General features: G+C 52.6%; 29 protein-coding genes and 1 pseudogene. 20 read left to right on the top strand and 10 right to left on the bottom strand.

Translation table 11 applies throughout. The features are described 5' to 3' along the window. Positions 1-70 precede the first annotated feature (70 nt). From BUA28_RS01395 to BUA28_RS01380, 4 genes are all read left to right on the top strand, one after another. Positions 71-1345: an SDR family oxidoreductase gene (locus BUA28_RS01395; protein WP_072766348.1), complete on the top strand. Its 1275-nt coding sequence runs from the start codon at positions 71-73 to the stop codon at positions 1343-1345. Beyond that, positions 1342-1809: a DUF2269 family protein gene (locus tag BUA28_RS01390; protein ID WP_256598194.1), complete on the top strand. Its 468-nt coding sequence runs from the start codon at positions 1342-1344 to the stop codon at positions 1807-1809. Before BUA28_RS01395 ends, BUA28_RS01390 begins: the two co-directional genes overlap by 4 nt. A gap of 131 nt (positions 1810-1940) precedes the next feature. Further along, positions 1941-2558 (top strand): cysteine hydrolase family protein, encoded by a 618-nt coding sequence (locus tag BUA28_RS01385; protein ID WP_072766347.1) that lies wholly within the window; start codon positions 1941-1943, stop codon positions 2556-2558. Between the two features lie 246 nt (positions 2559-2804). Beyond that, the gene (locus tag BUA28_RS01380; RefSeq protein ID WP_072766346.1) at positions 2805-3977 is read left to right on the top strand and encodes a DesA family fatty acid desaturase; all 1173 of its coding nucleotides are present in this window, start codon (positions 2805-2807) and stop codon (positions 3975-3977) included. Between the two features lie 131 nt (positions 3978-4108). On the opposite strand, the gene rpmG is transcribed toward BUA28_RS01380, so the two are convergent. The 3 genes from rpmG to radC form a co-directional block, all read right to left on the bottom strand. Then, the gene (gene rpmG, locus BUA28_RS01375; protein ID WP_025041122.1) at positions 4109-4264 is read right to left on the bottom strand and encodes a 50S ribosomal protein L33; all 156 of its coding nucleotides are present in this window, start codon (positions 4262-4264) and stop codon (positions 4109-4111) included. 45 nt (positions 4265-4309) lie between these two features. Next, entirely contained in the window at positions 4310-4546 is a 237-nt protein-coding gene (gene rpmB / locus BUA28_RS01370) for a 50S ribosomal protein L28 (RefSeq protein WP_072766345.1), read from the bottom strand. A gap of 444 nt (positions 4547-4990) precedes the next feature. Continuing rightward, entirely contained in the window at positions 4991-5665 is a 675-nt protein-coding gene (gene radC / locus BUA28_RS01365; RefSeq protein ID WP_072766344.1) for a RadC family protein, read from the bottom strand. A gap of 135 nt (positions 5666-5800) precedes the next feature. Between radC and coaBC the strand changes: the two genes are divergently transcribed. From coaBC to BUA28_RS16135, 3 genes are read left to right on the top strand one after another with little or no spacing between them, the layout of a single operon-like run. After that, a complete protein-coding gene (coaBC, locus tag BUA28_RS01360) occupies positions 5801-7012 on the top strand; it encodes a bifunctional phosphopantothenoylcysteine decarboxylase/phosphopantothenate--cysteine ligase CoaBC (protein WP_072766657.1) in 1212 nt (403 codons plus the stop codon). Positions 7013-7031: 19 nt separating this feature from the next. Continuing rightward, a complete protein-coding gene (gene dut / locus BUA28_RS01355; protein WP_072766343.1) occupies positions 7032-7481 on the top strand; it encodes a dUTP diphosphatase in 450 nt (149 codons plus the stop codon). Between the two features lie 41 nt (positions 7482-7522). Beyond that, complete coding sequence (locus tag BUA28_RS16135; RefSeq protein ID WP_256598193.1) at positions 7523-8149, top strand: DUF192 domain-containing protein; 627 nt, start codon at positions 7523-7525, stop codon at positions 8147-8149. A 44-nt stretch (positions 8150-8193) separates the two neighbouring features. Here BUA28_RS16135 and ffh read toward each other — a convergent pair whose 3' ends face one another. Beyond that, on the bottom strand, positions 8194-9543 hold the full coding sequence (ffh, locus tag BUA28_RS01345) for a signal recognition particle protein (RefSeq protein ID WP_072766342.1): 1350 nt from the start codon (positions 9541-9543) through the stop codon (positions 8194-8196). A gap of 66 nt (positions 9544-9609) precedes the next feature. Here ffh and BUA28_RS01340 point away from each other — a divergent pair, with 66 nt between their 5' ends. From BUA28_RS01340 to zapD, 4 genes are all read left to right on the top strand, one after another. Continuing rightward, a complete protein-coding gene (locus BUA28_RS01340) occupies positions 9610-10437 on the top strand; it encodes a cytochrome C assembly family protein (RefSeq protein ID WP_072766341.1) in 828 nt (275 codons plus the stop codon). Positions 10438-10577: 140 nt separating this feature from the next. Continuing rightward, on the top strand, positions 10578-11873 hold the full coding sequence (locus BUA28_RS01335) for an HlyC/CorC family transporter (RefSeq protein ID WP_176767763.1): 1296 nt from the start codon (positions 10578-10580) through the stop codon (positions 11871-11873). Between the two features lie 86 nt (positions 11874-11959). Beyond that, the gene (coaE, locus tag BUA28_RS01330; RefSeq protein ID WP_072766339.1) at positions 11960-12565 is read left to right on the top strand and encodes a dephospho-CoA kinase; all 606 of its coding nucleotides are present in this window, start codon (positions 11960-11962) and stop codon (positions 12563-12565) included. A 108-nt stretch (positions 12566-12673) separates the two neighbouring features. Continuing rightward, positions 12674-13429 carry a cell division protein ZapD gene (zapD, locus tag BUA28_RS01325; RefSeq protein ID WP_072766338.1) on the top strand — a complete coding sequence of 252 codons (756 nt, stop codon included), beginning with the start codon at positions 12674-12676 and terminating at the stop codon, positions 13427-13429. Between the two features lie 513 nt (positions 13430-13942). Here zapD and BUA28_RS01320 read toward each other — a convergent pair. The 4 genes and pseudogenes from BUA28_RS01320 to BUA28_RS01310 all read right to left on the bottom strand — a co-directional run. Beyond that, a pseudogene (locus tag BUA28_RS01320) lies at positions 13943-14137 on the bottom strand (transposase); the annotation flags it as partial. A 275-nt stretch (positions 14138-14412) separates the two neighbouring features. Further along, on the bottom strand, positions 14413-15450 hold the full coding sequence (locus BUA28_RS01315) for an IS110 family RNA-guided transposase (RefSeq protein ID WP_072766337.1): 1038 nt from the start codon (positions 15448-15450) through the stop codon (positions 14413-14415). Between the two features lie 167 nt (positions 15451-15617). Further along, positions 15618-15746, bottom strand: coding sequence for a hypothetical protein (locus BUA28_RS16130; protein ID WP_256598192.1), 129 nt, complete (start codon positions 15744-15746; stop codon positions 15618-15620). Positions 15747-16170: 424 nt separating this feature from the next. Continuing rightward, entirely contained in the window at positions 16171-17142 is a 972-nt protein-coding gene (locus tag BUA28_RS01310) for a sigma 54-interacting transcriptional regulator (protein ID WP_072766336.1), read from the bottom strand. 430 nt (positions 17143-17572) lie between these two features. Between BUA28_RS01310 and ispD the strand changes: the two genes are divergently transcribed. The 3 genes from ispD (at position 17573) to thpR (ending at position 19518) form a co-directional block, all read left to right on the top strand. After that, positions 17573-18268 carry a 2-C-methyl-D-erythritol 4-phosphate cytidylyltransferase gene (gene ispD, locus BUA28_RS01305; RefSeq protein WP_072766335.1) on the top strand — a complete coding sequence of 232 codons (696 nt, stop codon included), beginning with the start codon at positions 17573-17575 and terminating at the stop codon, positions 18266-18268. A gap of 184 nt (positions 18269-18452) precedes the next feature. Further along, positions 18453-18947, top strand: a complete 495-nt coding sequence (ispF, locus tag BUA28_RS01300) for a 2-C-methyl-D-erythritol 2,4-cyclodiphosphate synthase (RefSeq protein ID WP_072766334.1) — start codon at positions 18453-18455, stop codon at positions 18945-18947. After that, positions 18934-19518 (top strand): RNA 2',3'-cyclic phosphodiesterase, encoded by a 585-nt coding sequence (gene thpR / locus BUA28_RS01295; RefSeq protein ID WP_072766333.1) that lies wholly within the window; start codon positions 18934-18936, stop codon positions 19516-19518. Before ispF ends, thpR begins: the two co-directional genes overlap by 14 nt. 172 nt (positions 19519-19690) lie before the next feature. Here thpR and BUA28_RS01290 read toward each other — a convergent pair whose 3' ends face one another. After that, a complete protein-coding gene (locus tag BUA28_RS01290; protein ID WP_072766332.1) occupies positions 19691-20131 on the bottom strand; it encodes a host attachment protein in 441 nt (146 codons plus the stop codon). Between the two features lie 154 nt (positions 20132-20285). Between BUA28_RS01290 and tsaB the strand changes: the two genes are divergently transcribed. From tsaB to BUA28_RS01260, 6 genes are all read left to right on the top strand, one after another. Beyond that, complete coding sequence (gene tsaB, locus BUA28_RS01285; RefSeq protein ID WP_072766331.1) at positions 20286-20969, top strand: tRNA (adenosine(37)-N6)-threonylcarbamoyltransferase complex dimerization subunit type 1 TsaB; 684 nt, start codon at positions 20286-20288, stop codon at positions 20967-20969. Continuing rightward, complete coding sequence (gene rimI, locus BUA28_RS01280; protein WP_072766330.1) at positions 20966-21427, top strand: ribosomal protein S18-alanine N-acetyltransferase; 462 nt, start codon at positions 20966-20968, stop codon at positions 21425-21427. Before tsaB ends, rimI begins: the two co-directional genes overlap by 4 nt. After that, positions 21424-22170: a uracil-DNA glycosylase gene (locus tag BUA28_RS01275; RefSeq protein WP_072766329.1), complete on the top strand. Its 747-nt coding sequence runs from the start codon at positions 21424-21426 to the stop codon at positions 22168-22170. Before rimI ends, BUA28_RS01275 begins: the two co-directional genes overlap by 4 nt. 288 nt (positions 22171-22458) lie before the next feature. Continuing rightward, positions 22459-23052 (top strand): LemA family protein, encoded by a 594-nt coding sequence (locus BUA28_RS01270; protein ID WP_072766328.1) that lies wholly within the window; start codon positions 22459-22461, stop codon positions 23050-23052. A 74-nt stretch (positions 23053-23126) separates the two neighbouring features. Beyond that, the gene (locus BUA28_RS01265; RefSeq protein WP_072766655.1) at positions 23127-24002 is read left to right on the top strand and encodes a TPM domain-containing protein; all 876 of its coding nucleotides are present in this window, start codon (positions 23127-23129) and stop codon (positions 24000-24002) included. Then, on the top strand, positions 24003-24503 hold the full coding sequence (locus BUA28_RS01260; protein WP_072766327.1) for a TPM domain-containing protein: 501 nt from the start codon (positions 24003-24005) through the stop codon (positions 24501-24503). It begins immediately after the preceding gene. Between the two features lie 193 nt (positions 24504-24696). Here the strand turns inward: BUA28_RS01260 and lplT are convergent, their stop codons facing one another. Beyond that, on the bottom strand, positions 24697-25971 hold the full coding sequence (gene lplT, locus BUA28_RS01255; RefSeq protein ID WP_072766326.1) for a lysophospholipid transporter LplT: 1275 nt from the start codon (positions 25969-25971) through the stop codon (positions 24697-24699). Positions 25972-26023: the final 52 nt, after the last annotated feature.

Genomic DNA, 26023 nt, shown 5'->3' with positions numbered 1-26023 from the left:
GATATCTCGCTTCAAAAAAATCTTGGCTGGATGCTTCCTTGAATAATCGCGCCAGCTCAGCTATTCGACAATGCCTACTATTTTGATCACAGGCGCGACCGGGTTTATCGGAAGCCATCTGGTTGGGGCGCTTGCCGATATGGGACACAAAATTGTTTGCGGGGTGACATCCACGCCACCGGAAAGTCTGGGCGGCTTTGCTTATATCACAAACGATTACACTCGTGACTTCGATGTGGACGTCTGGAAAACACGACTAGCGGGCGTCGACGTGGTGATCAATGCGGTAGGCATATTACGGGAACATGGCCGGCAAACATTCGACGCGCTTCATGATCGGGCCCCGCGAGCGCTTTTCGCAGCATGTGCCGCTGAGGATGTCAAAGTCGTGCAAATCTCTGCCCTGGGTGCGGATGAGAAGGCGCGCAGCCGTTACCACCTCAGTAAAAAGGCCGCGGACGACGCTTTGTTCGCCTTATCGAACAGGTCCGTGATAGTGCAACCGTCGCTCGTATATGGAGCTGGCGGCGCGAGCGCGAGAATTTTCAACCTAATCGCAAGTTTGCCTGTTATTCCTCTGCCCGGATCGGGTGACCAGCAAATACAGCCAATTCATATCGATGATCTCACCGAGGCCGTGGTGGCACTGGTTCAAGCCGATCGATATATCGGCCAGCGTATTCCTCTCGTGGGCCCGCGACCCCTTTCCCTGGAGCGCTATTTAAGCGAACTGCGGCTTCTGATGGGGCTGGGCCCCGGCACATTTTTGCGTATTCCCGCAAGTTTCGTCGATACGGCTGCGCAGGTGGGCACTTGGCTGGGAAAGGGCTTGCTGGACGTGGAGACATGGCAGATGCTCAAGCGGGGTAATACGGCGGATCCGGGGCCAACTCGAGCGCTTTTGGGTCGGGATCCTCGACCGGTTAGCGAATTCACGTCCCACTGGGGTGTGGAAGGGCTACGGATGTCAGCGCTTATGAGCTGGCTACAACTTGTATTGCGCTTTGCTCTGGCGGCGGTATGGCTGGTTGCTGGGGTCGTATCGATGGGAGTTTATCCGGTAGAGGAGAGCTATGCTCTGCTCGCTGCGGTGGGAATCACGGGCGGCCTCGCACCTGTGGCGCTCTACGGCGCCGCTGCGATGGATATTGCTTTCGGACTGGGAACATTATTCCTGCGGCATCGCAAGTTTCTGTGGATAGCACAGGTGAGCCTCATCGGCCTTTATACCGTTACCATCACTTTTTTTCTTCCCGAATTCTGGTTGCACCCCTTTGGTCCATTGATAAAAAACCTGCCTATTCTTGCGGTCATTTTGTTGTTGTATGAACTGGAGAAGCGATGATGGATTATGTTACCGCAAAGTGGCTGCATATCCTTTCTTCAACATTATTATTCGGCACGGGCATAGGCACAGCCTTCTATATGTTTCACGCCAGCTTGACGAGGGATCCCCCGATCGTGGCCTCGATCGCCAAAAATGTTGTTACTGCCGATTGGTTGTTTACCGCAACGACAATTATTATCCAACCCGTCACGGGTTTCTATCTCGTTTACCTCGCGGACATTCCTCTCACCAGCCGGTGGATAATGTGGTCGATAGGCTTATACCTGCTTGCGGCTGCTTGCTGGCTCCCGGTAGTCTGGTTGCAAATAAATATGAAGCGTTTGGCGGTTGATGCCAGTAAGGGAAAGATCGATTTACCCGCTTTGTATTGGCGCTACTTCCGATGGTGGGTTGCGCTGGGTATTCCGGCATTCGTTGCGCTTGTTGTCGTGTTCTATTTAATGGTAGCCAAGCCGGTATAAGTCTGTTTCCGACGCCTGCGAGGTTATGCTCCAGCATTAGGCAGAGTCGGTAGGTACCCAATGACAGCTGCCAAATCTTAATAGCATATTCTGAAACCTTGCGTGTGGAGCGACGGGAAGATGAGTGATCGATGGACGATAATTGCGTAATTCATGAATGTTCCGTCGCGCTCCTCCTGATTGACGTAATCAATGATCTGGAGTTTGACGAAGGCGAGAAGCTCGTCGAGTACGCCATACCCATGGCGCGGAACATCGCACGGCTTAAGCTTGAAGCAAAAAAGCGCGGCATTCCCTGCCTGTACGTCAATGATAACTTTGGTCAATGGCAATCCGATTTCAAGCATCTGGTGGCACGTTGTGTAAGCAATGGAGTACGGGGAGCGCCGATAGCCCGTGAGCTGGTTCCCCAGCAAGACGATTATTTCGTGCTCAAGCCCAGGCATTCGGGTTTTTTCCAGACGCCTTTGGACCTTCTGCTCCAGAGCTTGCAAACGAAGAAGTTGATTCTCTGCGGACTTACGACCGACTCTTGTGTTTTGTTTACCGCCAACGACGGGTATCTGCGGGACTTCGAAATTTTCGTTCCTGCGGATTGCTGTGCTTCAGTGGCTAAACACAGACATATCGATGCGCTTGGACAGATGCGCAGGACATTAAAGGCGAACACCACAGCATCTCTCCAGATCGACTTTGAACAGTTATTCCGGAAAAAAATTCTCATGAAGGGCAGGGATCACAATAAGTGATGTAACCCTGAGCAAGCGTTAAACGCTTAAGCGCCCACGCGGCGTTGAAACCGCCAAATTTACTTTCGCTGTAAGGTCGTGCCCTGCCGTAAGCGACGAGGCTACCTGCCGCCTTTCTATCTGCGCCAAGCCGCACCAAGACTGAACAATTCCTTGACTAAATGCCCATTTCGTTCTAAATTGCGGTATCCTTTCTCCCCGTAATATCCGTTCTCTTCAGCAGCTATCTTAAAAGGTCACACATCTATGACTTTAGGTCTTATCGACTTGCCGTGGTGGGGGTATATCGCAGTCATCCTGGGTCTTACCCATATTACGATTGCCGGTATCACGATATACCTGCACCGTCATCAGGCGCACCGCTCGCTTGAGTTGCATCCGTTGCCCAGCCATTTCTTTCGCTTCTGGTTGTGGCTTACTACCGGCATGGTGACCAAGGAATGGACGGCAATACATCGTAAGCATCACGCCAAGTGCGAAACCGCGGCCGACCCCCACAGTCCGCAAGTGCTCGGCATCAGCAAAGTGCTGAGAGAAGGATCCGAGCTCTATCGGAAAGAAGCAAAGAACCTGGAAACTTTGGAAAGATATGGCCATGGTACGCCGGATGACTGGCTGGAGCGCAATGTCTACTCCAAGCATAGCGCCAAGGGTATTGCGCTGATGCTGATCATCAATCTTATTTTATTCGGTCCCATCGGGCTGACGATCTGGGCGATACAGATGGCATGGGCGCCCATCATGGCTGCTGGCGTCATCAATGGTGTAGGGCACTACTGGGGTTATCGCACTTTCCAGGCGGAAGATGCCAGCCGCAATATCGTACCTTGGGGGATTCTCATAGGTGGAGAGGAGTTGCATAATAATCATCACGCCTATGCCACTTCCGCGCGTTTATCCAACAAGTGGTACGAGTTCGACATAGGTTGGATGTATATATGCATTCTGCAATCGATGGGGCTGGCCCAGGTGAAGAAGGTTGCGCCCAAACTACGCCTGGATGCCGCCAAGACAACCTGCGATCTTGATACACTGCAAGCTGTTATTTCTCATCGTTACGAAGTGCTGGCAAAATATGCTCAGTTCCTCAAGCATACATTGGCAAAGGAAATTGATCATGTGAAGGACGGGACCGCGAACCTCGGCGTAGATCGTTCTACCCTTAAACGTTGGGTTCTTGCCGACTCCAAGACTTTGCAGGAAGACGAACGTGTCAAGCTGAACTTGGTGCTAAGCAAGACCAGCACGCTTGACAAGCTCTATAAGATGCGAGAGGAGCTTATGGCAGTGTGGCAACGCTCGACCTCCTCCAAAGACGAGTTGGTCAAGCAGTTGGAGGATTGGTGCCACCGCGCCGAAGAAAGCGGTATTGAAGTGCTGCAAAATTTTTCCCGCAGGTTACGCTGCTATGCTGCTTAAGTTGAATATGACGAGCGTTACAAACGTAGCATCAACAAAAAACCCGCCAACGGCGGGTTTTTTTTAGTACGTTCTTAACATCTCTACGCTGCATCCCCTGGAACTTCCTGGCGCAGCCTCCAGCTATGATGTTACTTGAGTTTGGTTTCCTTGTATTTGACGTGCTTACGTACGACCGGATCGAATTTTGAAATTTCGATTTTCTCTGGCTTGGTGCGCTTATTTTTGGTAGTGGTGTAGAAATGGCCGGTTCCGGCCGAAGATTCGAGCTTTATTTTTTCTCTCATGATGGTGTCCTTATATTCCCAAGCCTGAATGCCGTTTTCCGACTTTTAAATGTTGTCCCCGCGTGCGCGCATTCCAGCCAGCACCGCGTCAATACCGTTCTTGTCTATTGTACGGAGCGCTACATTAGACAGGCGCAGGCTGATCCAGCGTTGCTCGCTCTCAACCCAGAACCGGCGCCGCTGCAAATTGGGTAAAAAGCGTCGTTTAGTCTTGTTGTTAGCATGGGAAACGTGGTGGCCGGTCATAGGTTTCTTTCCGGTGACTTCACATACTTGTGCCATGGTGATCCACTCCCAAAATCGGAAAAACCGACATTATATCCCGATTCCAAGGATTTCCTCAAATTATCCTAAACCCGGCAGTTGGACGGGGCGGATGAGCGGTTTTTGCGCCACAGAGCAAGGCGCAACGACGCGGAATGCGACCGCGTAGGGCGGAGCAGTGCCTTCCGGGCGGCCCCGAAGCGGGATGCTGGCGCCTCCTTGCGTGTGGAAAGCGATCGCGGCATTCCCTGCGCTTCCCGATCCCCGCTTCGCGGGGCTCCTCGTGCGACGCTTCGGGGCGCCATTCCATTCCAAGGAGTTGCAACGCAGCGCTGTGCCGTAAAAACTATTCAATCCGCTCCGTAGCGAACTCGCCAAAAAGTGCGGCTCATGGGGTACGAGAAAATTCTTCAACTATAGCGTTTAGTTTACAAATGAGCGGTCAACTGCCGGATCTAGGAATCATATCAGTCCGCGCTCAGCGAATGACATGGCCGTGCCCGCGCCAACGATAAAATGATCGAGGACTTTCACATCTATCAAAGCAAGCGCCTGTTTTAGAGATTGAGTCAGGATTTCGTCGGCTTGGCTCGGCTCCGCAATACCGGAAGGATGATTATGCGCGAAGATAATGGCGGCTGAGTTATGATGCAGCGCGCGTTTTACCACTTCGCGCGGGTATACGCTGGTTTGGGTGAGGGTCCCCTTAAACAATTCCTCGGTCGCAATGGTACGATTCTGAGCGTCGAGAAAAATAGCCACAAAGACCTCATGCTTTTTACCCTGAAGACTGAGGCGCAAATAATCACGTACCGATTTCGGCGAGCTCATGGTGTCGCCACTCTTCAGCTTTTCTTCCAGCGCACGTCGTGCCATTTCCATTACCGCCTGTAATTGCGAATACTTGGCTGGGCCCATTCCTCTTACCTGGCAAAAAGCGTTTTGATCCGCGGCAAATAGCCCTGTCAACCCGTTGAAGCACTGGAGCAGTTCTCGCGCCAAGTCCACGGCGCTTTTTCCGGCCATACCCGTACGCAGGAATATCGCCAGAAGTTCCGCATCGGAAAGATGCGCCGGCCCATTTTTCAGGAGTTTCTCGCGCGGACGCTCGGATTCAGGCCAGTCGGAAATTGCCATGGTAGTGTGAGTGCCAAATGAAAACGTGAAGGTCAGGTGGGAGATCCAAAATCATCGCGGCAGCGAGAGCCGCTCTCTGCAATGAGACGCTGTTTTTAGGTTAAACTCCTTCCTGCTAAAAGTGATCCTATGATTATGACTGACACGTCCTTACAAAGACAAACAGCCAGACGCCTGCTTTTGGGGCTTACCGGCGGGGTAGCCGCATACAAGGCTGCGGAACTGGCGCGTCTCTTGATGCATGACGGCGCGGACGTGCAGGCGGTAATGACCCAATCGGCTTGCCATTTCGTCGGTACGGCAACGTTGCAGGCATTAACCGGTAAGCCGGTGTTTACTGAACTGTGGGACGCGAGCATCGCCAACAGCATGGCTCATATTGATCTTTCGCGCAACGTGGATGCGATACTCATCGCGCCTGCCAGCGCCGATTTTATTGCCAAACTTGCCAATGGTCTTGCTGATGACCTCTTATCGACATTGTGTCTTGCGCGCGATTGCCCCTTGCTGATCGCTCCGGCCATGAACCGGCAAATGTGGGAAAATCCTGCAACTCAACGGAACCTGGCTACGCTGCGGCGGGATAATGTAACAATACTCGGTCCCGCCAGCGGCGCCCAGGCATGCGGAGAGACCGGTATGGGCCGCATGCTTGAAGCGCATGAACTTGCTGAAACGTTGCATTCTTTTTTTCAGCCCAAGCTGTTGCAAGGCAAGCGCGTACTCATCACTGCCGGGCCCACATACGAGGCTATCGATGCCGTCAGGGGAATCACCAATTTAAGTTCCGGAAAAATGGGCTATGCAGTCGCGCGCGCAGCACTTGAAGCCGGGGCGGAGGTTATTCTCATTTCCGGTCCTGTTTGCCTTGATGCGCCTCCAGCGGCGAAGGTCGTCAGGGTGACAAGCGCGCAAGAAATGTTTGAAGCCGTGGAAAATAAAATTTCAGGTGTCGACATTTTTATAAGTGTCGCGGCAGTAGCCGACTACCGCGCCAAAAGCACCAGTAAGCAGAAGACAAAGAAAACCAGTAATAACATTACACTCGAACTGATACCCAATCCTGATATTCTGGAATATGCGGCAGGGCTTGCCGATCCGCCTTTCTGTGTCGGTTTTGCCGCAGAGACGGAAAATCTTGAGGAGAATGCCGAAATCAAGCGGCGTAAGAAAAAACTGCCACTGCTCGCCGCAAACCTGGCCCAGGAAGCGATTGGCTCTGAAGATTGTACATTGACTCTATTCGACGATGCTGGCAAGCATCATTTACCGCGAGCGCAGAAAATAGAGCAGGCACGGCGTTTGATTAAACATGTTTCATTGCTGCAGGAAAAACAAAAAGCGTGAAAAAGATTCTAAGATTACCATGCTAAAGATAGATATTAAGATTCTCGACTCACGTCTGACGCACCAATTGCCGACTTATGCTACTCCCGGCTCCGCTGGGCTTGACCTGCGGGCCTGCACGGAACATGTGATGACCATCGCACCGGGAGAGGCTAACCTCATTCCCACCGGCATTGCTATTCATCTCGCTGATCCAGGACTTGCCGCTATGGTGCTCCCTCGTTCGGGGTTGGGCCACAAGCATGGCATAGTGATGGGGAACCTGGTCGGGCTGATCGATTCCGATTACCAGGGGCAAATATTCGTGTCATGCTGGAACCGTGGGCAGGTACCTTTTCTATTGAATCCGCTGGAGCGGATCGCACAACTGGTCGTGGTGCCGGTGGTGCAGGTTGATTTCAATGTTGTAAATGACTTTACGCATAGCCATCGAGGAACAAGCGGCTTTGGCAGTACCGGCAAACATTAAATCTACCAGCAGTTAACTCCTCATTTTTCAGGCTTGGCACTATGTTTAACAAGGAACTTTTGTCCCATCCGACCTTCTCCTTCGTGATGCATTCTTTACGAAGGGGATGGCACCATTTTTATGGCACATGGCCACGTTATAGTTCCTTGGAATGGGGCGGTCTTTCCCGGTTGTTGCGCGTTGCCAGGCACTCCAAAAATCATACACACCACTCTATCCAACTGCCGGGTTCAGGCTGGCACATTCCTGCGATTTTCTTTGTTTTTCTACTATCGGCGCCGGTCAACGCGGAAATGCCGATACGCCAACTCGGAATTTCAGGTCATACTCTTCGCGTCGAGGTTGCGTATACCGAATCCACCCGCTCAAAGGGGTTGATGTCCCGACAATCCATGGATGATAATGATGGCATGCTATTTATATTCCCGGAGGCCGGGCGGCACAGCATGTGGATGATGAACACGGATATTCCGCTAAGCGTCGCCTTTCTGGATGGAAAAGGGGTGATACTCAACATCGAGGACATGACGCCCCGCACGGCAACGGCGCATGGTTCCGCTGGGGCCGCGAAATATGCTATCGAAACGAATCTTGGCTGGTTTTCGACGAGAAATATAAAGGCAGGTGAGTGGGTCATGGGCCTCGATAAAATGCCGGTAGCGGAATAACCAGCTCTCCGTTGCCGGATTCTACGCCTGCATCCGACTTGCTTTTAACGCATGCCTGGAAGCATTCCTTTCATGCTCCGAAGCATTTTTGCCATTCCCCCTTTACTCATCATTTTCATCATTTTCTGTGCCTGCTCGAATTGCGACAGCAAGCGGTTTACTTCCTGTACGGTAACGCCCGCTCCCGCCGCGATTCGGCGTTTACGTGATGCTTTCAAGATTTCGGGCTTGACCCGTTCCTGGGGCGTCATGGCATTAATGATGCCTTCGGTGCGGCCCATGACTTTATCGTCAATTTTTACGTTTTGGGCGGCCTGGCTCAATTGAGCAGGCAGTTTGTCCATTACGGCGCCCATGCCACCCATATTTCTCATTTGTTGAAATTGCATCTTGAAATCGTTCAGATCGAAGCTTTTGCCCGATTTCATTTTTTTAGCAAGCTTTTCGGCCTCGTGCTGATCTACGCCGCGCTGGGCTTCCTCGATCAATCCCAACACATCACCCATGCCGAGGATGCGTGAAGCCATGCGGTCAGGGTGGAATGCTTCCAGCCCGGTTAATTTTTCCCCTACGCCCGCAAATTTTATTGGCTTGCCGGTAACGTGTAGCACCGACAGTGCCGCACCTCCGCGCGCATCGCCATCGAGTTTCGTAAGGATCACACCGGTCAGCGGCAATGCCTCCGCAAAAGCTCTGGCCGTGTTGACTGCGTCCTGACCCTGCATTGCATCCACTACGAACAGTGTTTCTATGGGATTCAGCAGCGTTTCCAATTCGCGAATTTCTTCCATCATCGCTTCGTCGATGGCTAACCGCCCGGCGGTATCCACGATCATCACGTCGTGGAAGTGCCTGCGGGCAAAATCCAATGCGGCAGCAGCGATTTCTTTCGGCTGTTGTCCCGCTTGAACCGGGAAGAACGATGCGCCCGTTTGCCGGGCCAGAAGCTCCAATTGATGAATGGCGGCGGGGCGATACGTATCACACGAAACAAGCAATACCTTTTTCTTTTTTTGCTCCATCAACCACTTTGCTAATTTGCCGCTACTGGTGGTCTTGCCGGCGCCCTGCAGCCCGGCCATGAGGATGACCGCCGGCGGCACGGTAGACAGATTGATATCGGCAGTTTCGCCTCCCATGAGGGCGATCAACTCCTGGTGCACTACCCCAACCAGCGCCTGGCCTGGCGAAAGGCTGCCTACTACCTCCTTGCCGACCGCCTTTTCCTTGACGCGTGCAATGAACTCCTTGATCACCGGCAAGGCTACGTCCGCCTCCAGCAACGCCATTCGCACTTCGCGCAGCGCTTCCTGTATATTCGTTTCGGTCAGTCGCGCTTCACCCCGCAGGGTCTTGATGACTCCGGAAAGCCGGCTGGTAAGATTGTCGAACATGCAAAATGCCTCTCAAGAAAATTTGGTGTAGACTAACTGGCAGTCCCAATTTAATCTGCTATATAAATGTCAGGTATTCTAGCCTATCTCGTCGCCTCCCTGCTGTATGGACTGATCGGTTGGCACTTCTGGCGCACCAGGTGGAATGCGCCCACAAAATCCGGAGGCGGCGATATTATAGCGCCGGGAAGGGAGCGTTATGCCATTCTCGCCCCGCTGGCGCTGCACGGCTATACGCTTTATGAATCCGTGTTCGCAGGCATCGGGTTGAGCTTCGGGGTGGGCAGCGCAGTTTCCGCCATCGTTTGGCTTACTGCCATAATCTATTGGGTATCCGGCTTTTTCAACCGGCTCGAAGGGTTACAAACCCTGATCGCGCCGGTGGCTGCGGTGGCGGTACTGCTCCCGCTGGTTTTTCCTTCCCTGCGGCCTTTGGCCAATACTGAACTACCCGCTTTCAAGGCGCACATTTCCATCGCAATGCTGGCATACAGCCTTCTTACCATTGCCGCACTCCATGCGCTGTTAATGGCAGTGGTGGAGCGTCGCTTGCACCAACCGACCATGCCTTCGGTGCTGACGAATCTACCCCCGCTCCTTACGATGGAAACGTTGTTGTTCCGCGTCATCTGGGTAGGTTTCATACTGCTCACGCTGACGCTCATCAGCGGTGTCGTATTTTCGGAGGAGATATTCAGCCAGCCAGTCAAATTCACCCACAAGAATCTGTTTGGTTTTATTTCCTGGGGTGTGTTCGCAGCCCTGCTGGCGGGGAGGCAGTTTTATGGCTGGCGCGGACGCATTGCGATTCGCTGGACACTGGCCGGATTCATTATTTTGCTGCTGGCATATCTCGGCAGCAAATTTGTGCTGGAAGTGATATTGCAGCGCTAACAGTACTTGTATGCCGAAACGAATGTCATTGGTTATAAAGTGCTGGCTTGGAAGTCGCAAAAGCCGTCAGAGTTGTAGCTGATGCTTTCTTCCGCATCTGAATTTTTTCAACTTGCATAAAGGCGTTTCTCTTGGAAGACATGCCGCTGTATGTGCTACTGATAGCACTGGCTGTTCTATTGATTTTATCTGCATTTTTTTCCCTTTCCGAAACCAGCATGATGGCAATCAACCGTTATCGGTTGAAGCATCTCGCGAAACAGGGACATCGGGGCGCCCGCCTGACCACCCAGCTATTGTTGAATACCGATAGACTGCTGGGGGTCATCCTGCTTGGCAACAACCTGTTGAATGCCGCCGCTGCGACTGTGGTGGCCGTGATTGTTTCCGTTTCATTCGGTCATAGCGATCTGGCCCTGCTTTTGGGAACGGTAAGCGTCACTTTTGCTATCCTGGTATTCAGCGAGATTACGCCCAAAGTCATCGCGGCTGCTCACCCGGAGCGGATCGCGCTGGCTTCGAGTTACGTGCTGACACCGTTGCTGAAGCTATTTTATCCCGTAGTCTGGTTTGTCAATCTGTTCGTGCAGGCGCTGCTTACTCTCCTGCGCATAAGGCCCAGGGCGGATAACGCGACGCAGAAACTCAGCCTGGAAGAGCTTAAAACGCTGGTGCTGGAAGCGGGGCACTTCATCCGGAAAAAACACCAGAGCGTATTACTTAACTTGTTTGACCTCGAAACCGTTACCGTTGACGACGTCATGGTGCCCCGTGGCCAGATCGAGGCGATAGATCTCGACGCGGACGATGAAACCATTCACGATCAGTTACTCACCTGTTATCACACCCGTTTGCCTGTATACAGGGGCACGCTTGACAACGTTGCCGGTATCATTCACGTCCGCAAGGTGCTGAATCAGATGAGAAGTGATGACATCTCAGCCGCAACACTCGAAAAAATCATGCGTGAGCCCTACTTCATCCCATCCGGCACGCCCCTGTTTTCACAGCTACAACTATTCCAGGAAAACCGGGAACGGGTCGGCCTCATTGTGGACGAGTACGGTGAATGGATGGGGTTGGTAACACTGGAAGACATCATCGAAGAAATCATTGGCGAATTTACTACGCACTCGCCTTCGCAAGTAGGTGCATTCCTGAAACAGGAAGATGGCAGTGTAATAGTGGAAGGAAGCAGCCTGCTGCGTGATCTCAACCGCAAGCTTGGGCTTACGCTGCCGCTGGGGGGGCCGAAAACGCTCAATGGCCTCATCCTGGAACACTTCCAGGATATTCCCGAGGCTGGTACCAGTCTTAAAATCGCAGGCTATCCAATGGAAATCATCCAGACTCAGGATCGCGTGGTCAAGGTAGTGCGGATATTCCTCACGTTAGCGCCCATTGAACGGGAATCGTCAGATCCCTATACGGGATAGTGGTCTGCCACTTGGTTGTCATTTCTTTCCCTGTTGCAAAACCCTCCCGCTTTTTTTATCGTATCTATTTGAACCTATTTTAGCCCATGTCCTTGGTCATCGGTTTAACTGGCGGCATCGGCAGCGGTAAAACCAGCGCTGCGAGAATCTTTGCCGCGTTGGGCGTGGACGTGGTGGACACCGATGCAATTGCGCGTGAGCTTACCCAGCCGCAGGGTGCAGCGATTGCCGATATTCGGCAAGCCTTTACGGAAAAATTCATCACAGCGGACGGCGCGCTTAGACGAGAAGAAATGCGCAGCCTCGTATTCTCGGATAGCAGTGCACGCCACACACTTGAGGCCATTCTCCATCCACTCATACGCGTCGAGGTGGTTCGCCGCATCGCGCATTGCTGTGCCCCATACGGCATGATAGTGGTCCCGTTGCTGCTCGAAACCGGTGCATACCATGAATTAATCCAGCGCATCCTGGTAGTGGATTGCAGCGAGCATGATCAGATCGTCCGCGCTGCTACTCGAACCGGGCTCGACGAACGTACTGTGCGTGCAATCATGTCCGCGCAGCTTTCACGTAAGGAAAGATTACAACAAGCGGATGACGCGATCATCAACGATGCGGATATGGCCCATCTGGAGCAACAAGTAAACGCGTTACACCGAAAATATCTCGCTTTGGCAAATAAAAGTTGAGTTCTACCGGCATTTTACGTTTATTGCACGCTATTTGATTTAGAATTCTGTTTTTCAGCACAATATCACGTACCCTGTCCGTTCCATTTCCCCTTTCAGACCATTGCCGTGATTTGTTACGAGCATCCTCTTAACGAGCGCATCCGCACCTTGCTGCGGCTTGAGGACCTGTTTGACAAGGTGGCTTTCTTTTCCGCAAAAAAGGACGCTTTTCAGCACCACTCCGCGCTCGTTACCCTGTTTGAAATACTGGATGTTACGAGCCGCGCCGATATGAAATCGGATTTGCTGCAGGAACTGGAGCGGCAGAAGCACGCGTTGGAGGTGTTGCGCCGAAGGCCGGACATTTCGGAAGGCGCGCTGAATCAAGTATTGACCAATATACAGGCCGCCTCTCAGAGCATGCTGGGCATGTCGGGGAAAATCGGCGAACACATGCGGGACAATGAATGGCTGATGAGCATAAAGCAACGTGTCGGAATACCGGGAGGCGCATGCGAATTCGACTTGCCCTCGTATCACTATTGGCTGCATCAGGATCCTGCGGTGCGGCGCAGCGATCTCAACGAATGGCTTGCACCGATGTTGCCGCTGGAAAATGGTTTCAGCATCGTATTGCACCTGTTGCGAAACAGCGGCAAGACAATTCGGCATACCGCTCACCGGGGTGTTTATCAACAGATGGGGTCGGCGCGGGTAGCGCATATGCTGTGCCTGAAGGTAGACGAGAGTCTGCCGTGCGTACCCGAAATCAGCGCTAATAAATATGCTCTTAACATCCGTTTCGTCATCTCGGGTTCAAGGCAGAAAACCAGAATATATGAAGAAGATGTAGAGTTTGAGTTGACTTTCTGTAATCTGTAGGAAGTTTCAGGCCAATTCATGGAATCGATACTCGCCCCGCTATTGCGGGGTTTTTTGTTTTTTGTCCGGGCGGATACCATCATGGCAATGGATATTTGAACCCGTTCATTCCGAGGCAAATGCGAGGAATTTTCGTCATTCCAGGGCTGGCGCACTAGGTCTTGAACAAATTTATTGACAAGCGCGGTAGGTCGGGCTCTGCCCGACGATCAAAAACGTTGTCGGGCAGAGCCCGACCTACTATGAATTTAATAATCAGCGTCTCACTGGAATTTCTTGCATGTATTTTGTCCGCTTAACGCCCGCTCGAATCCTATAGCGTGCATACCAATGCGCCTGAAACCGGTCGTCGTCAACGATGAGGAATTTAATGGCTGGCATTTTCATCAGTTATCGGCGAGACGACAGCGCTGCTTCCGCTGGTCGACTGTATGATCGTTTAGCCCATCACTTCGGTAAAGAACAGGTCTTTCGCGATCTGGATGCCATTGCGCCCGGTGCCGAATTTGCGAAGGTCATTGAAGAGCGAATCTCGGTCTCGACCTCGTGCTTGCGCACCCATTCGTTCAATGTCTGTGGCACACATCCTATCTTGGGCGCAATGGACTCGATGGCCGCCCACAGGGAGGAGTACTCGCCGCGGTGTTCGAGCACCATGCGTACCGCACGCTCACGTACCTCGGGGGAAAACTTGTTTGATTTTTTCATGGCTCCATTTATATGGACGCCTCCCGTTTTGCAAGGGACTTCGAGTTGGTCTGACGTGACAGGAACGGTTCGCAGCTTTATATCCGGCCTTGTTGCAGCCGATCCTTCCGCTGCGGGCCACTATGGATTCCGCTGACCCGCACCTCATTTCTCTCGCGAACTCGAAGTTCTTGGAGCCATTCAGGTTTGGCGGATCCCGGTCCGACCTGTGTTGCCATCGCTATCGATTCCCAACGCAACCTAGATAGACGTTCCATCTTTACAGAGTCAACCTCTCATCTGGTGGTTACCGCTAACGCCGGCTTCACGCTTACGTATCCTTTTTGGTACGGTCGGTCATGGGCAAGCACCGCCCAGATCGTTCGCGCTATCCTGTTTGCCAGGGCGACAGTCACCACATTCGTATGCCGCCTCTGCTTCATCTGTTCGACCCACGGACCTGGGGCCTTCGCGTTTATCAACACACTGCGTGCGCCGTGGATCAGCAGCGTGCGCAGATAGGTGTCGCCGCGCTTACTGATGCCGTGAAGATTCACCTTGCCGCCCGAACCGGTCTGCTTCGGCACCAGTCCTGCCCACGCGGCAAACTCCCTCCCTGATCGAAACGCCTTCGCGTCGCCCATCATCGCGACCGCCGCGGTTGCGGTCAGCAACCCCACGCCGGGGATCTCACTGATCGCTTTCACGGCGCGATCGTCCTTCTTCCATTCGCGCATCCGGCGCTCAATCGCTGCGATCTGCTCGTCCAGATTCGTCAGTCCGTTCCACTGCTCACGCAACGTGTCGATCAGCACCGCTGGCAAACGCTCCGCCACCCGGGCAAGGATTTCCGGTATCGCCTTGTCAAGCGATGCCCGTCCTTTAGCCGTCACCTCGCCGTACTCGGTCAGCAGCCCGCGTAAACCGTTGATCTGCATCGTCCTGAACTTCACCAGTTGTTCGCGCATCCGGTGCAGCGCCAGCATTGCCTGCTGCATTTCGGTTTTAACCGCGACCGCCTTGCTTGGTTGCTGCACCGCCAGCCAGATCGCCCGAGCATCCGCCGCGTCGTTCTTGTTGCGGATGTTGAACGCCTTCACGAATTCTCCCGGCATCAACTTGACCTGATGACCCATCTTCAACAGTTTCCGCGCCCAGTGGTGCGCACCGCCGCACGCCTCCATTCCGACGAGGCACGACGACCGGTTCGCGAAATGTTCTAGAAACACCGCACGTTTGACGGGCTTGTTCACGATCTCACCCGTTTCCTCGTCCACGTAGTGCACTTGGAAGACCATCTTTGCAATATCGATTCCAACTGGCGTCAGCTTCATCTCGGCTCCTCCGGTTTGCAATGTGAAGATTTATGCGATCTTCCACCGTCATCACGCCAATGCCAATAGCCCGTGAAAGTCCCATCCTTCCCTACCATTCCTCACGGGTGGGAGGCGTCCATACCATTTCTCTCAGATGTTGGAGCCTCCTCAAAACCCGGGGCGGTTCAGGTTTCGGCTCCAGATGGCAGACGAGTTTTAAGGCAGTACCTGCCATTAGCTGCAAGCCGACGATTTATAATATTGATAAGATCGCTCATATCCGGATTTTCATCTTTGATTTTAGCAATATCCATGCCAGCCTCATCGTTATATAAAAGGCCAAATTGTCAGTGACTTGTGGAATAAACCACTCGGTAGGGTGGTCATATTTTTGGAGTAAAATGATTCGCTACGGGCGGCAGTCGGATATTCACTGGAACTTTCCAGAGTGAAATCAAGTGCCTATATGATATGGATGGCATTGGGTGAAGAAATACCCACACCGGGTTGAAATTGACCCGCTATAGATATCTAATGACTTGGCGCACGCCTGCCAGTTGCTCAGCCTTTGGCTGGAGCATTCGGCGTAGCACGATGGTGGGGGAAGTTAGCGAAAGGAGCTAAATTGAATCACAACAACACAACCAGTTTGACCCTTTATATGTTGAGCTATATCGGGTATGTCTGAGTGGATTAAATGAACGGCCCAGAAAAATCCTGGAAAGAGGGGAGGTAACGCTAAACGCAGTGGATATTCTTGTCTATACCGTGTTTCTTCAACAGCTTTCCGAACGCCCGCCGATCTTTACCTACCAGATTGGCGGCCTTGCTTACATTCCCCCCCCCCGCCTTGGTCAGGGCTTGAGCGAGGTAATATTGTTCGAATTTCGCAATTGCATGATTTTTGGCCTCTGCGAAATTCAAATAGATGAAGTTCGGGCGGCGGCGGTCAAACCCGGCCCGACGCTCCACAGCTGCGGATGCTAGTGGCGCAATATTGATAGTTAACCCATCGGTGAGCAAACACTCTCGATAAATGAGGTTTTCCAGTTCGCGGATATTGCCCGGCCAACTATAGTTATCAAACCAGGTAATCGTCTCGGGGTGGAGTGTTTTTTCAACGCAGCCAAAGCGCGCTACGCACGCATGCAGAAAGTGGACTGCTAAAAGCGCGGCGTCGCCTTGGCGCTCTCGCAGCGGGGGCAGGGTAAGGTGCATGATTTTAAGCCGAAATAGCAGGTCAAGCCGGAATTCACCCTTCTCCGCCAGTTGGGTCAAGTTTCTGTTACTGGCAACGATCACTCTCACATTTGCAGCGCGCGCGATACCCCCGCCCAGCGGAGAATATTGCTGATCCTGAAAAAATCGCAATAGGGTAACTTGCGCTTTTGGAGATAGCGCATCGATTTCATCCAGGAAGAGCGTTCCGGATTGTGCATGCGCGATGAGGCCGAGGCGTTTCGATTGGGCACCTGTATAAGCACCGCGTTCATGGCCAAATAGCTCATTCTCGATCAACGTGTCGGGGATGGCTCCGCAATTGACCGGAACAAAGGGATAACCAGCCCTGGTTCCCCTATCGTGAATGGCCCGCGCGACCAATTCCTTGCCGGTGCCGGTTTCACCCTCAATAACAACGGGCGCATCGCAACGCGCAATTTTCTCGATGAGTTGAGTGTTCCTTATGAAAGCAGCTGACTGTCCAATCATATTTTTCCTGAAAGCTGAGCGACTGCTAGTTAACCTTTATTTCATAAGGAGTGCTAAAAATTGCTTGTAACTGCTCTTTACTTCAAGCCCTACGATATAACTATTAGAAAACAAGATTAAACCGCTGGATAGCTGTAAGATTTTACAGGTGGCGTCGGCATCACAGGGTAACCGTGCGATGTAGCTGATGAAATAAGACAAACGCATTTTTGCGAGAAAACCCGCGCTATCTTGTGTAGAATATGTGGAGATAATTCAGGCGGTTTTGTTTGTCGAAGTATCAATGAAAGTATTTGCAGCCTGCTTTACGGGATTTGACCCACGGTCACTTGGGTTTGACCAGTCAGCGTTCAATATTCGGCGTTAGCACGTGGCCCACATATTTTATCTTTCACCCATTAGATCAGTCTGAGCTACTTCCATCACAAGAATGACAAATTTTTTTGCCCTAATTCCCGCAGCAGGCTCCGGTTCACGCATGGGCGATGAGCTTCCCAAACAATATTTGCGACTGGCTGGCAAGCCGATGATTTATCAAACATTAAAGACGCTGTGCGGGTCTTCGCGAATTACTTCCGTGTTCGTGATCCTTGCGCCTGCCGATAGAGAATGGATGCGGCATGACTGGTCGGAATTTTCTGACAAATTGATCGTGATCGAATGCGGCGGTACGACCCGTGCGGAAACCGTGCTGAATGGTTTGAAAGCAGCAGGGGAAGCCTCTGCCATGAAAAATCACGACTGGGTGTTGGTGCACGATGCAGCACGGCCTTGTTTAAGCAACGCGCAACTCGACAAGTTGATGAATGAACTGGCTGACGATGAGGTAGGAGGACTACTTGCGGTTCCGGTGGCGGACACGCTGAAGCGCAGCGATGGCAGTGGCCGGGTTGAGCGTACCGAATCAAGAGAGAATCTATGGCAGGCCCAAACGCCACAGATGTTTCGTCACGGGCTACTGGTGGACGCGTTGAGCAGGACAGGCGGCATGACCATGACCGACGATGCGGGCGCGATTGAAGCGCTCGGCCTGAAACCCAAGCTGGTCCTGAGCGATGCGCGCAATCTGAAAGTGACTTATCCGCAGGATCTGGCGTTGGCGGAACTGATACTGAAAAATTTTTGAATGGGAGATCGGAGTGCTCTGTTTTACCCATGAGCTATCATCCCATCTCTGAGAAAATAACATAAATCTCGTCATTCCGGGGTTGACCCGGAATTCAGTCCAAACCACCGATAACGTTTGGTACTGTTTGCCCGCTAAGTGGTAGCGGAGAAAGAGAATTCATAGAGCTGAAGAGAGGCAAAGGGTGAAGAAGTTAAGAATCGGGCAAGGGTTCGATGTACATCAACTGGTTGACGGCCGCAAGCTTATCATCGGCGGTGTGACCATTCCTTACGAGAAGGGTCTTCTCGGACATTCCGACGCAGACGTGCTGCTGCATGCGATATGCGACGCGCTTCTGGGCGCGGCAGCGCTGGGCGACATCGGCAGGCATTTTTCGGATACCGACCCCCGTTACAGAAACATCGATAGCCGCGTGCTGTTGCATAACGTTTATGGCTTGCTGGCAGAGCGTGGTTACAAGGTCGTGAACATTGATGCCACTATCATAGCGCAGGCGCCCAAGATGGCGCCGTATATTCCGGGTATGTTGAGCAACATTGCACATGACCTTCGGATGCAACCGGAGGATATCAACATCAAGGCCAAGACTGCGGAGCGCCTGGGCCCGGTTGGAAGGGGCGAGGGGATAGAGGCGGAGGCCGTATGCCTGATTACCTTGGATAATGCCGACAACTGAAGAAAATACTGAAAGCGCGGGAAAAGCCTACCGCATTTTTTTTGCAATATGGCCGGACAACGATGCGCAAAAGCAACTGGCTGGACTGGCAAAACAACTGCGGCTGGAATCGCTCTGCGGCGGACGGAAAATAAAAGCAGAAAACATTCATCTCACGCTGGTGTTTGTGGGAAAAGTATATCCCGACAGCCTGAAGGCGCTATACGAGGCAGGCGATAGAATCAACCAGTCCAGCTTGCCTGCTTTTGATTTGGTCATTGATGAGATTCGCTACTGGAAACATAACCATATCGTTTATCTAGCGCCAGCCAAGGTTCCTCACGCACTTGCCAATCTGGTGAGCGCGCTACAGGAAGCAATCTCCACGGCCGGGTTTTTGTTGGAGCAGCGAGCTTATGCGCCACACATAACGTTGATGAGGAATGCCTTCTGCCAACCGTTGCCTGAATTGCCCGAGCCCATGGCCTGGCGGGTGCGGGAATGGTCGCTGGTTAAATCGGAACAGACCAGCAACGGCTCGATTTATACGCCGATTCGCTGCTGGCCTTTGGAGACTTCTAATAAACCTTGATTTTGGCAACACATCAGGGGAGGGCCAACGATTGAAAAATCATACGGCGCAATGCGCGTTGCTTATTGCGCCCTACTTTTAGTGATTTTTTTATTAGGCCGGCACTATCGAATATACCAAAGAAGAGGTCGGGTTTGCATAGCGCAACCCGACGCCAGAGTTTCTTTTATGATTAAAGATAAATGCAGCTTTCCAGGTGTCTTGTCAGATATTTCTCGCTAGCTTTGGTGTAATCCTTTTCAAAAGTATCGCTTACTAAATTTCGTACATGGCTTCCCAGATTGCTGTTGATCAGGCCCATGAACGGAGTTGACACAACTAGGATCAGGCGTTGATAACTGTTGGTGGTGCGGCCATGCTCCAGTTCTCTGGCTAGCTGGCAGGCAAAGGTCCGCGCTTCATGTTGTTTTGGATCGGTGGAGGAAATATAGGAGCCGCAGCCGTTGCCGTGGCTCTTGTTGTGTCCGGGACGGTCGGAAACCAGATGCTGCCCCTTTTCCCTGCTGGCATCATGTCTGAATTCCTTGAGTTTCTGTAGTCCTTTCTTGGGTCCGTAATTTGCGTAAAGATATGCTGCGCTTGCGTTTGCGACCAGAATCCACGTGATGCTCATGACTCCTCCGTCCGATGGTGGTAAAGTAAAACCAGGTACAACCAAGTAAAAGCGAGTAAAGAGTTGCTCATCAATTGACAACGCGATTTCAACAGAAGTTTCCGTCGGCAGAATCTTGCCTTCGTATAATACTTAATATTCGTTCAATTTTACCTTGAAAATTCTCGCTCTCGATACATCTACTGAATATTGCTCGGTTGCACTATTGTGGGATAGCGAGATCCTGAATCAGGAGATTCTTGCGGAACAGCGTCATTCTGAACTGATTTTGCCTATGGTGAGGCACACGCTGGACGAGGCCGGTTTGACGCTGAGACAACTGGATGGTATCGCTTTCGGCTCGGGGCCAGGGTCGTTCACCGGCTTGCGCATTGCGTGCGGCGTAACTCAAGGGCTGGCACTTGGTGCAGACCTGCCGGTAATCGGTATATGCACATTGGAAGCATTGGCGCAGGACGCCGGGGAAAAAGGAACAGTTGCCGGAGTAATTGCCGCGCTCGACGCGCGCATGAGCGAGATATATCATGCTGCGTATAAGAGGACAGCAGATGGATGGCTGCCGGTGAGCGAACCGGCACTGTGCTCGCCGCACAATGCGCCCCTGGTTTCAGGAAACGACTGGACAGTTTGTGGCAGCGGTTTTGAAATGTATGAGGAAATACTGCGAAGCCGTTACCATGGATGTATCGGCCATGTTATCAGTGGCCTCAGGCCGAATGCCCGCGCCATAGTTCAGTTGGCTGCGGCAGAATTCAGAAAGGGATCGGGTATCGACCCTGCCGATGCTGCGCCACTATACATCCGTAATAAAGTAGCACTAAAGGAGAAGGAGCGATGAGTGCTCAATTCCAGGAGATGCCGCAGATAAGACGGATGGTTCCGGCAGACCTGGATATGGTGGTAGCACTCGAACGAGAGGTTTTTCTTTTTCCGTGGACGCGCGGAAACTTCAGCGATTCGCTCCAGTCCGGTTACCATTCCCTTGTTTTAGAGCAGGATGGAGACGTCTTTGGGTACGGTGTGATGACAATTGGAGCGCAGGAAGCGCATCTGCTGACGCTTAGCATTGCTGCAGGAGCGCAGGGGAAGGGCTGGGGTGAAAGATTGCTGCGGCATTTCATCCATATCGCCAGAGAACAGCGTGCGTTGACGATGTTCCTGGATGTACGAGAATCCAATCATATCGCTGCCCGGCTATATAAACGGATCGGGTTCACGCAGATCGCCAAACGCAAGGATTATTACCCTGCGATGGGTGGCCGTGAAGACTCATTGGTTATGGAACTGGTGTTATGACTGTTGCCAGGCGAACCAGGCGCAAGGACATACTCAAGGAACTGGGCTTGACGCCACTGTGGCGTACCAGGACCGAAATGCACGGTCGCGCTTCTGCTGAGAAAGCCGAGGTTGCCGTTGAGCCCGTTCCCGATCTCCATGTAGACGCAAAGGAAGACAGGCGCGCACAAATTTTGCGGATGGGCTGGGATGAACTTAAAGCCAGCGTTGAGGGTTGTATTGCGTGCCCACTGTTTCAGTCCCGCACACGCACCGTATTCGGCATAGGGGACAAGAACGCCGACTGGCTTTATGTGGGTGAAGGACCCGGTGCGCAGGAGGATGCGACCGGAGAGCCTTTTGTCGGGCAAGCCGGCAAGTTGCTGGACAACATGTTGGCGGCAATCGATCTGAAGCGCGGTCAGAATGTCTACATCGCCAATATCGTGAAATGCCGTCCACCTGACAACAGGGCCCCCACCTCCCATGAGGCGCATCAATGCGAACCGTATCTCGCGCGTCAAATCGAATTAATGAAGCCCAGGCTTATCATTGCGCTGGGAAAAGTCGCGGCGGAGAATCTACTGCACACCGATGCCAATCTCGGCAGCCTTCGCGGAAGATTGCACCAGCATTCGGGTATTCCTGTTATTGTCACCTATCACCCCGCTTATCTGCTGAGGACATTGCCCGCAAAAGCGAAAGCCTGGGAGGATTTGTGTTTCGCCAGACGTACAATGGAGACTTTGGGAACCTTCGAATAAGTCACACGATTTGTCAGAACAGGAGGGCGGCTGCGGCTTCATGGCGTTGCGTCCAGCAAGGCAAGGGAGCAACGACGCGAATGGTCGGAGGAGTAGGTCGGGCTCTGCCCGACGATCAAAAACGGATGTCGGGCAGAGCCCGACCTACTTTGCAGTTTGGTAACGTCAGCGCTCCGGTCCGCGTCGTTTCGCGCTCAGTGGAGGACTTATTCAGAGGTCCCTTGCATTAGGATAACTAATCCCCATTTACCACCTATGTGAAGCAACGCTTTTTTCAGGAAGAATTCCATGACTAATTTTCTGCGGTCTTTGACATTGCTTCTTGCCGTTACCTTGAGCGGCTGTGGCTATAATACCTTGCAGTCTACCGATGAGCAAATCAAGGCGAGCTGGGCGGAAGTTCTGAATCAGTATCAACGTCGCGCGGACCTGGTGCCCAATCTTGTAAACGTAGTGAAAGGTTTTGCCGCGCAGGAAAAAGACGTGCTGCTGGGCGTAACGAATGCCCGCTCCAAGGTGGGAAGCATCCAGGCTACGCCGGAGCTGATCAACGACCCCGAAGCCTTTGCGAAGTTTCAGAGTGTCCAGGGGGAACTGACAAGCGCCCTGTCGCGCTTGCTTGTGGTGGCGGAGAACTATCCGCAACTTAAATCGGACGCCAATTTTCGTGAATTGCAGGCACAACTGGAAGGCACCGAGAATCGTATCACCGTGGCTCGTAACCGCTACATCAAGGCGGTCCAGGAGTACAACATCACGGTGCGTTCGTTCCCCAGCAACCTTACGGCAATGATATTCGGGTTCAAGGTGAAGCCTAGCTTCGCCGTTGAAAACGAGAAAGCAATTTCAGTTGCACCGAAGGTGGATTTCAGCAAGCCATAGCCGGGGAAACAGATTCTTTGCGGGAATCTAAATACCTGACCCCGGAACTTGAAGCCGCGCCTCAACTTTTCTTTATGAGACAAACTGAAAGAAAAGCTCTTGTATTCTTCGCGCTGCTCTTTTCCGTCTCTTTGTCGATGGCGGAGGTGGCAATTCCAGCGCTTAAATCCCGCGTTACCGACCTGACCGGTACACTGACGACGGATGAGGCCGCGCAACTGGAACAGAAACTGGCTGCGTTTGAAGCCAGAAAAGGCAGCCAGATTGCGGTGTTGATCGTTCCCACCACTCAGCCTGAAACTATCGAGCAATATTCGATTCGCGTGGCCGAGGCGTGGAAACTCGGGCGAAAAGGTATCGATGACGGCGCACTCCTGTTAGTCGCCAAGCAGGACAGGACGGTGCGTATAGAGGTGGGATATGGTCTGGAGGGCGTGCTGCCGGACGCCCTGGCAAAGCGCATAGTCGATGAAGTCATTGTTCCTGAATTCAAGCAGGGCAATTTTGCCGGCGGTATCGATGCCGGTATTGAGCAAACGATGAGCGTGGTCGAAGGAGAACCGTTGCCGCCGCCCCAAGCCAGGCGCGGCGAACGTGCTCCTTCGGGGAATGCGGTGATGGATAACATTATCCCGATTTTTATCATGCTCATCGTCGTGGCAAAAGTATTGCAGTCCTTCTTTGGGCGCTTCATCGGCGCCGGCATCATAAGCGCTTCGGCAGGATTTCTGGGCTGGCTGCTTTTTTCTTCGCTAGTCATCGGCATCATTGCGGCTATCCTTGCATTTTTCGTAAGCTTGTTCGGCAGCCCTGGCGGGGGAGTTTTTAGAGGGGGCCGCGGTGGCTGGCCCGGCGGTGGCATGGGCGGCAGGGGTGGGTTTGGAGGAGGCGGTGGCTTTGGTGGGGGTGGCGGCGGCTTTGGAGGCGGTGGCGCATCAGGGAGATGGTAGATGAATTTTGCACGCATACTGCGGCACTGTTTTACCAGTTCTATGGCCGTGCGGCGTGTATTTCCGGATGCCGTGCTGATAGCAATCGAACAGGCTATCAGCCGAACTGAAGTCAGCCATGACGGGGAGATCCTTTTTGCGGTGGAGGCAGCATTGAATACGTGGCCGCTGCTTAGAGATCAGTCGGCACGCGAGCGAGCCGTGGAGGCATTTGCCCAGCTTCGTGTCTGGGATACAGAGCATAACAATGGTGTGCTTATTTATTTATTGCTTGCGGATCGCGATGTTGAAATCGTTGCGGATCGTGGAATCAACAGCAAAGTCGGTAGTGGGGAGTGGGAAAAGATCTGTCATGAAATGGAAGAAGCTTTTCGTCTGGGTCAGTTCGAATCAGGGGTAATTGCGGGAATCCAAGGGATCGGCAATCATTTGCAGACGCATTTCCCCGCTGAGCGAAAGGGCGGAGAAAATGAGCTATCCGATCGGCCGGTCATTTTATAGCAGAAAAACATCGATGCGCCGGAACCTTTGGCAAGCCCGGTGCGAAGCGTTGTGGCAAGTCGGAATGATCACGAGGCAACGGAGCCGTGTTGTGGCTCAGTCCAGGATGCCAGGAAGCCAGGAAGCACAGCCGGCAACGCATTTATAGTCGTAGCCAAAGGGTCAGGCTGCTCTCAATATTTGTTCAGATTCCCTAGTGCCCTTTATGGGCGCCGATCAGATGCAATGAATCTTCAATGCTCTGGTTACGCAGATGCCATCGACGTATCAGCGCCATGATTATCGCCACGAGGAGGCCGAACAGAACAATAACGGTGTAAACATGGACGTCGAAACTCACCAATATTGCATACACGGCCAGCATGGTGAGAATACTCAGGTTCTCATTGAAATTCTGAACTGCTATGGAGTGTCCGGCACCCATCAGGATGTGTCCGCGGTGTTGCAGCAGAGCATTCATCGGCACTACAAAAAAACCAGCAAGTCCGCCGATCAGCATTAAAAGCGGAACCGCAATCCACAAATCGTGCGCCAGAATCATGGCTATTACGACGATGCCCATGGCGATGCCAAGAGGAATCACTTTTACCGACTGCCGGAGCGACACCAACCGTGCCGCGATAACGGCGCCTACCGCGATCCCTACGGCCACTACGCCTTGTAATTGCGCAGCTTTACTTAGCGGATAGCCGAGCGCGATATCGGCCCATTTCAGCACGATAAATTGCAGGGTTGCCCCCGCCCCCCAAAACAACGTAGTGACAGCCAGCGAAATTTGCCCGAGCTTGTCTGTCCATAACAGCTTCATGCAATGCCCGAACTCATGTATCAGGAATACAGGGTTTTTCTTGAGAACGCGGTGGTCAACTCCGGTATTGGGAATGTACAGATTGAAGATGGCGGCGGTGGTATAGAATACGGCGATAAGAAGTATGGCGGCTTCCGCGACGGTATTCACACCTGTGTCTATGAGTGGAAAGTCGAGCGTCAAAAACATGGCGGAGACCGAGGGTGAGATCAGTAGCCCGCCCAGCACCGTGCCTATTATGATGGAGGCAACGGTCAAACCTTCGATCCAGCCATTGGCTACGACCAGTTTTTCGGGGGGCAGCAGTTCAGTGAGTATGCCGTATTTAGCGGGAGAGTAAGCAGCGGCGCCAAGCCCGACGACTGCATAGGCAGCTAGAGCAAAATACTGATGCGATGCCAGAAAAAGCAGACTGCAACCTACGATCTTGATGCTATTGCTAATGAACATTACCCACCCCTTGGCCATGGAATCGGCAAAAGCGCCAACGAACGGGGCAAGAATCACATAAAACAACACGAACACAAACTTGAGCATCGGAGTGAGGTAAGCAGGCGCATGCAGTTCTATCAACAGCGCAATGGCGACGACCAGCAGCGCATTGTCCGCCAGCGAAGAGAAAAACTGCGCTGCCATGATGGTATAGAATCCGCGTTTCAAGCTTTGCTCTCCTAAAACTTTCTCACCCGTAAGGCGAGGAATTATACAATGC

Source organism: Nitrosospira sp. Nsp11 (genome assembly GCF_900142705.1).
GTDB lineage: Bacteria > Pseudomonadota > Gammaproteobacteria > Burkholderiales > Nitrosomonadaceae > Nitrosospira.
The sequence above is the reverse complement of the archived record's forward strand: the minus strand, read 5'-3'. Positions and strand labels throughout refer to the sequence as shown.

Excerpts from the sequence above, each read along its gene's own strand:
- BUA28_RS01395 (WP_072766348.1), top strand. The coding sequence starts at position 71 with ATGCCTACTATTTTGATCACAGGCGCGACCGGGTTTATCGGAAGCCAT.
- BUA28_RS01390 (WP_256598194.1), top strand. The coding sequence starts at position 1,342 with ATGATGGATTATGTTACCGCAAAGTGGCTGCATATCCTTTCTTCAACA.
- BUA28_RS01385 (WP_072766347.1), top strand. The coding sequence starts at position 1,941 with ATGGACGATAATTGCGTAATTCATGAATGTTCCGTCGCGCTCCTCCTG.
- BUA28_RS01380 (WP_072766346.1), top strand. The coding sequence starts at position 2,805 with ATGACTTTAGGTCTTATCGACTTGCCGTGGTGGGGGTATATCGCAGTC.
- rpmG (WP_025041122.1), bottom strand. The coding sequence starts at position 4,264 with ATGAGAGAAAAAATAAAGCTCGAATCTTCGGCCGGAACCGGCCATTTC.
- rpmB (WP_072766345.1), bottom strand. The coding sequence starts at position 4,546 with ATGGCACAAGTATGTGAAGTCACCGGAAAGAAACCTATGACCGGCCAC.
- radC (WP_072766344.1), bottom strand. The coding sequence starts at position 5,665 with ATGGCAATTTCCGACTGGCCTGAATCCGAGCGTCCGCGCGAGAAACTC.
- coaBC (WP_072766657.1), top strand. The coding sequence starts at position 5,801 with ATGACTGACACGTCCTTACAAAGACAAACAGCCAGACGCCTGCTTTTG.
- dut (WP_072766343.1), top strand. The coding sequence starts at position 7,032 with ATGCTAAAGATAGATATTAAGATTCTCGACTCACGTCTGACGCACCAA.
- BUA28_RS16135 (WP_256598193.1), top strand. The coding sequence starts at position 7,523 with ATGTTTAACAAGGAACTTTTGTCCCATCCGACCTTCTCCTTCGTGATG.
- ffh (WP_072766342.1), bottom strand. The coding sequence starts at position 9,543 with ATGTTCGACAATCTTACCAGCCGGCTTTCCGGAGTCATCAAGACCCTG.
- BUA28_RS01340 (WP_072766341.1), top strand. The coding sequence starts at position 9,610 with ATGTCAGGTATTCTAGCCTATCTCGTCGCCTCCCTGCTGTATGGACTG.
- BUA28_RS01335 (WP_176767763.1), top strand. The coding sequence starts at position 10,578 with ATGCCGCTGTATGTGCTACTGATAGCACTGGCTGTTCTATTGATTTTA.
- coaE (WP_072766339.1), top strand. The coding sequence starts at position 11,960 with ATGTCCTTGGTCATCGGTTTAACTGGCGGCATCGGCAGCGGTAAAACC.
- BUA28_RS01315 (WP_072766337.1), bottom strand. The coding sequence starts at position 15,450 with ATGAAGCTGACGCCAGTTGGAATCGATATTGCAAAGATGGTCTTCCAA.
- BUA28_RS16130 (WP_256598192.1), bottom strand. The coding sequence starts at position 15,746 with ATGGATATTGCTAAAATCAAAGATGAAAATCCGGATATGAGCGATCTT.
- BUA28_RS01310 (WP_072766336.1), bottom strand. The coding sequence starts at position 17,142 with ATGATTGGACAGTCAGCTGCTTTCATAAGGAACACTCAACTCATCGAG.
- ispD (WP_072766335.1), top strand. The coding sequence starts at position 17,573 with ATGACAAATTTTTTTGCCCTAATTCCCGCAGCAGGCTCCGGTTCACGC.
- thpR (WP_072766333.1), top strand. The coding sequence starts at position 18,934 with ATGCCGACAACTGAAGAAAATACTGAAAGCGCGGGAAAAGCCTACCGC.
- BUA28_RS01290 (WP_072766332.1), bottom strand. The coding sequence starts at position 20,131 with ATGAGCATCACGTGGATTCTGGTCGCAAACGCAAGCGCAGCATATCTT.
- rimI (WP_072766330.1), top strand. The coding sequence starts at position 20,966 with ATGAGTGCTCAATTCCAGGAGATGCCGCAGATAAGACGGATGGTTCCG.
- BUA28_RS01275 (WP_072766329.1), top strand. The coding sequence starts at position 21,424 with ATGACTGTTGCCAGGCGAACCAGGCGCAAGGACATACTCAAGGAACTG.
- BUA28_RS01270 (WP_072766328.1), top strand. The coding sequence starts at position 22,459 with ATGACTAATTTTCTGCGGTCTTTGACATTGCTTCTTGCCGTTACCTTG.
- BUA28_RS01265 (WP_072766655.1), top strand. The coding sequence starts at position 23,127 with ATGAGACAAACTGAAAGAAAAGCTCTTGTATTCTTCGCGCTGCTCTTT.
- BUA28_RS01260 (WP_072766327.1), top strand. The coding sequence starts at position 24,003 with ATGAATTTTGCACGCATACTGCGGCACTGTTTTACCAGTTCTATGGCC.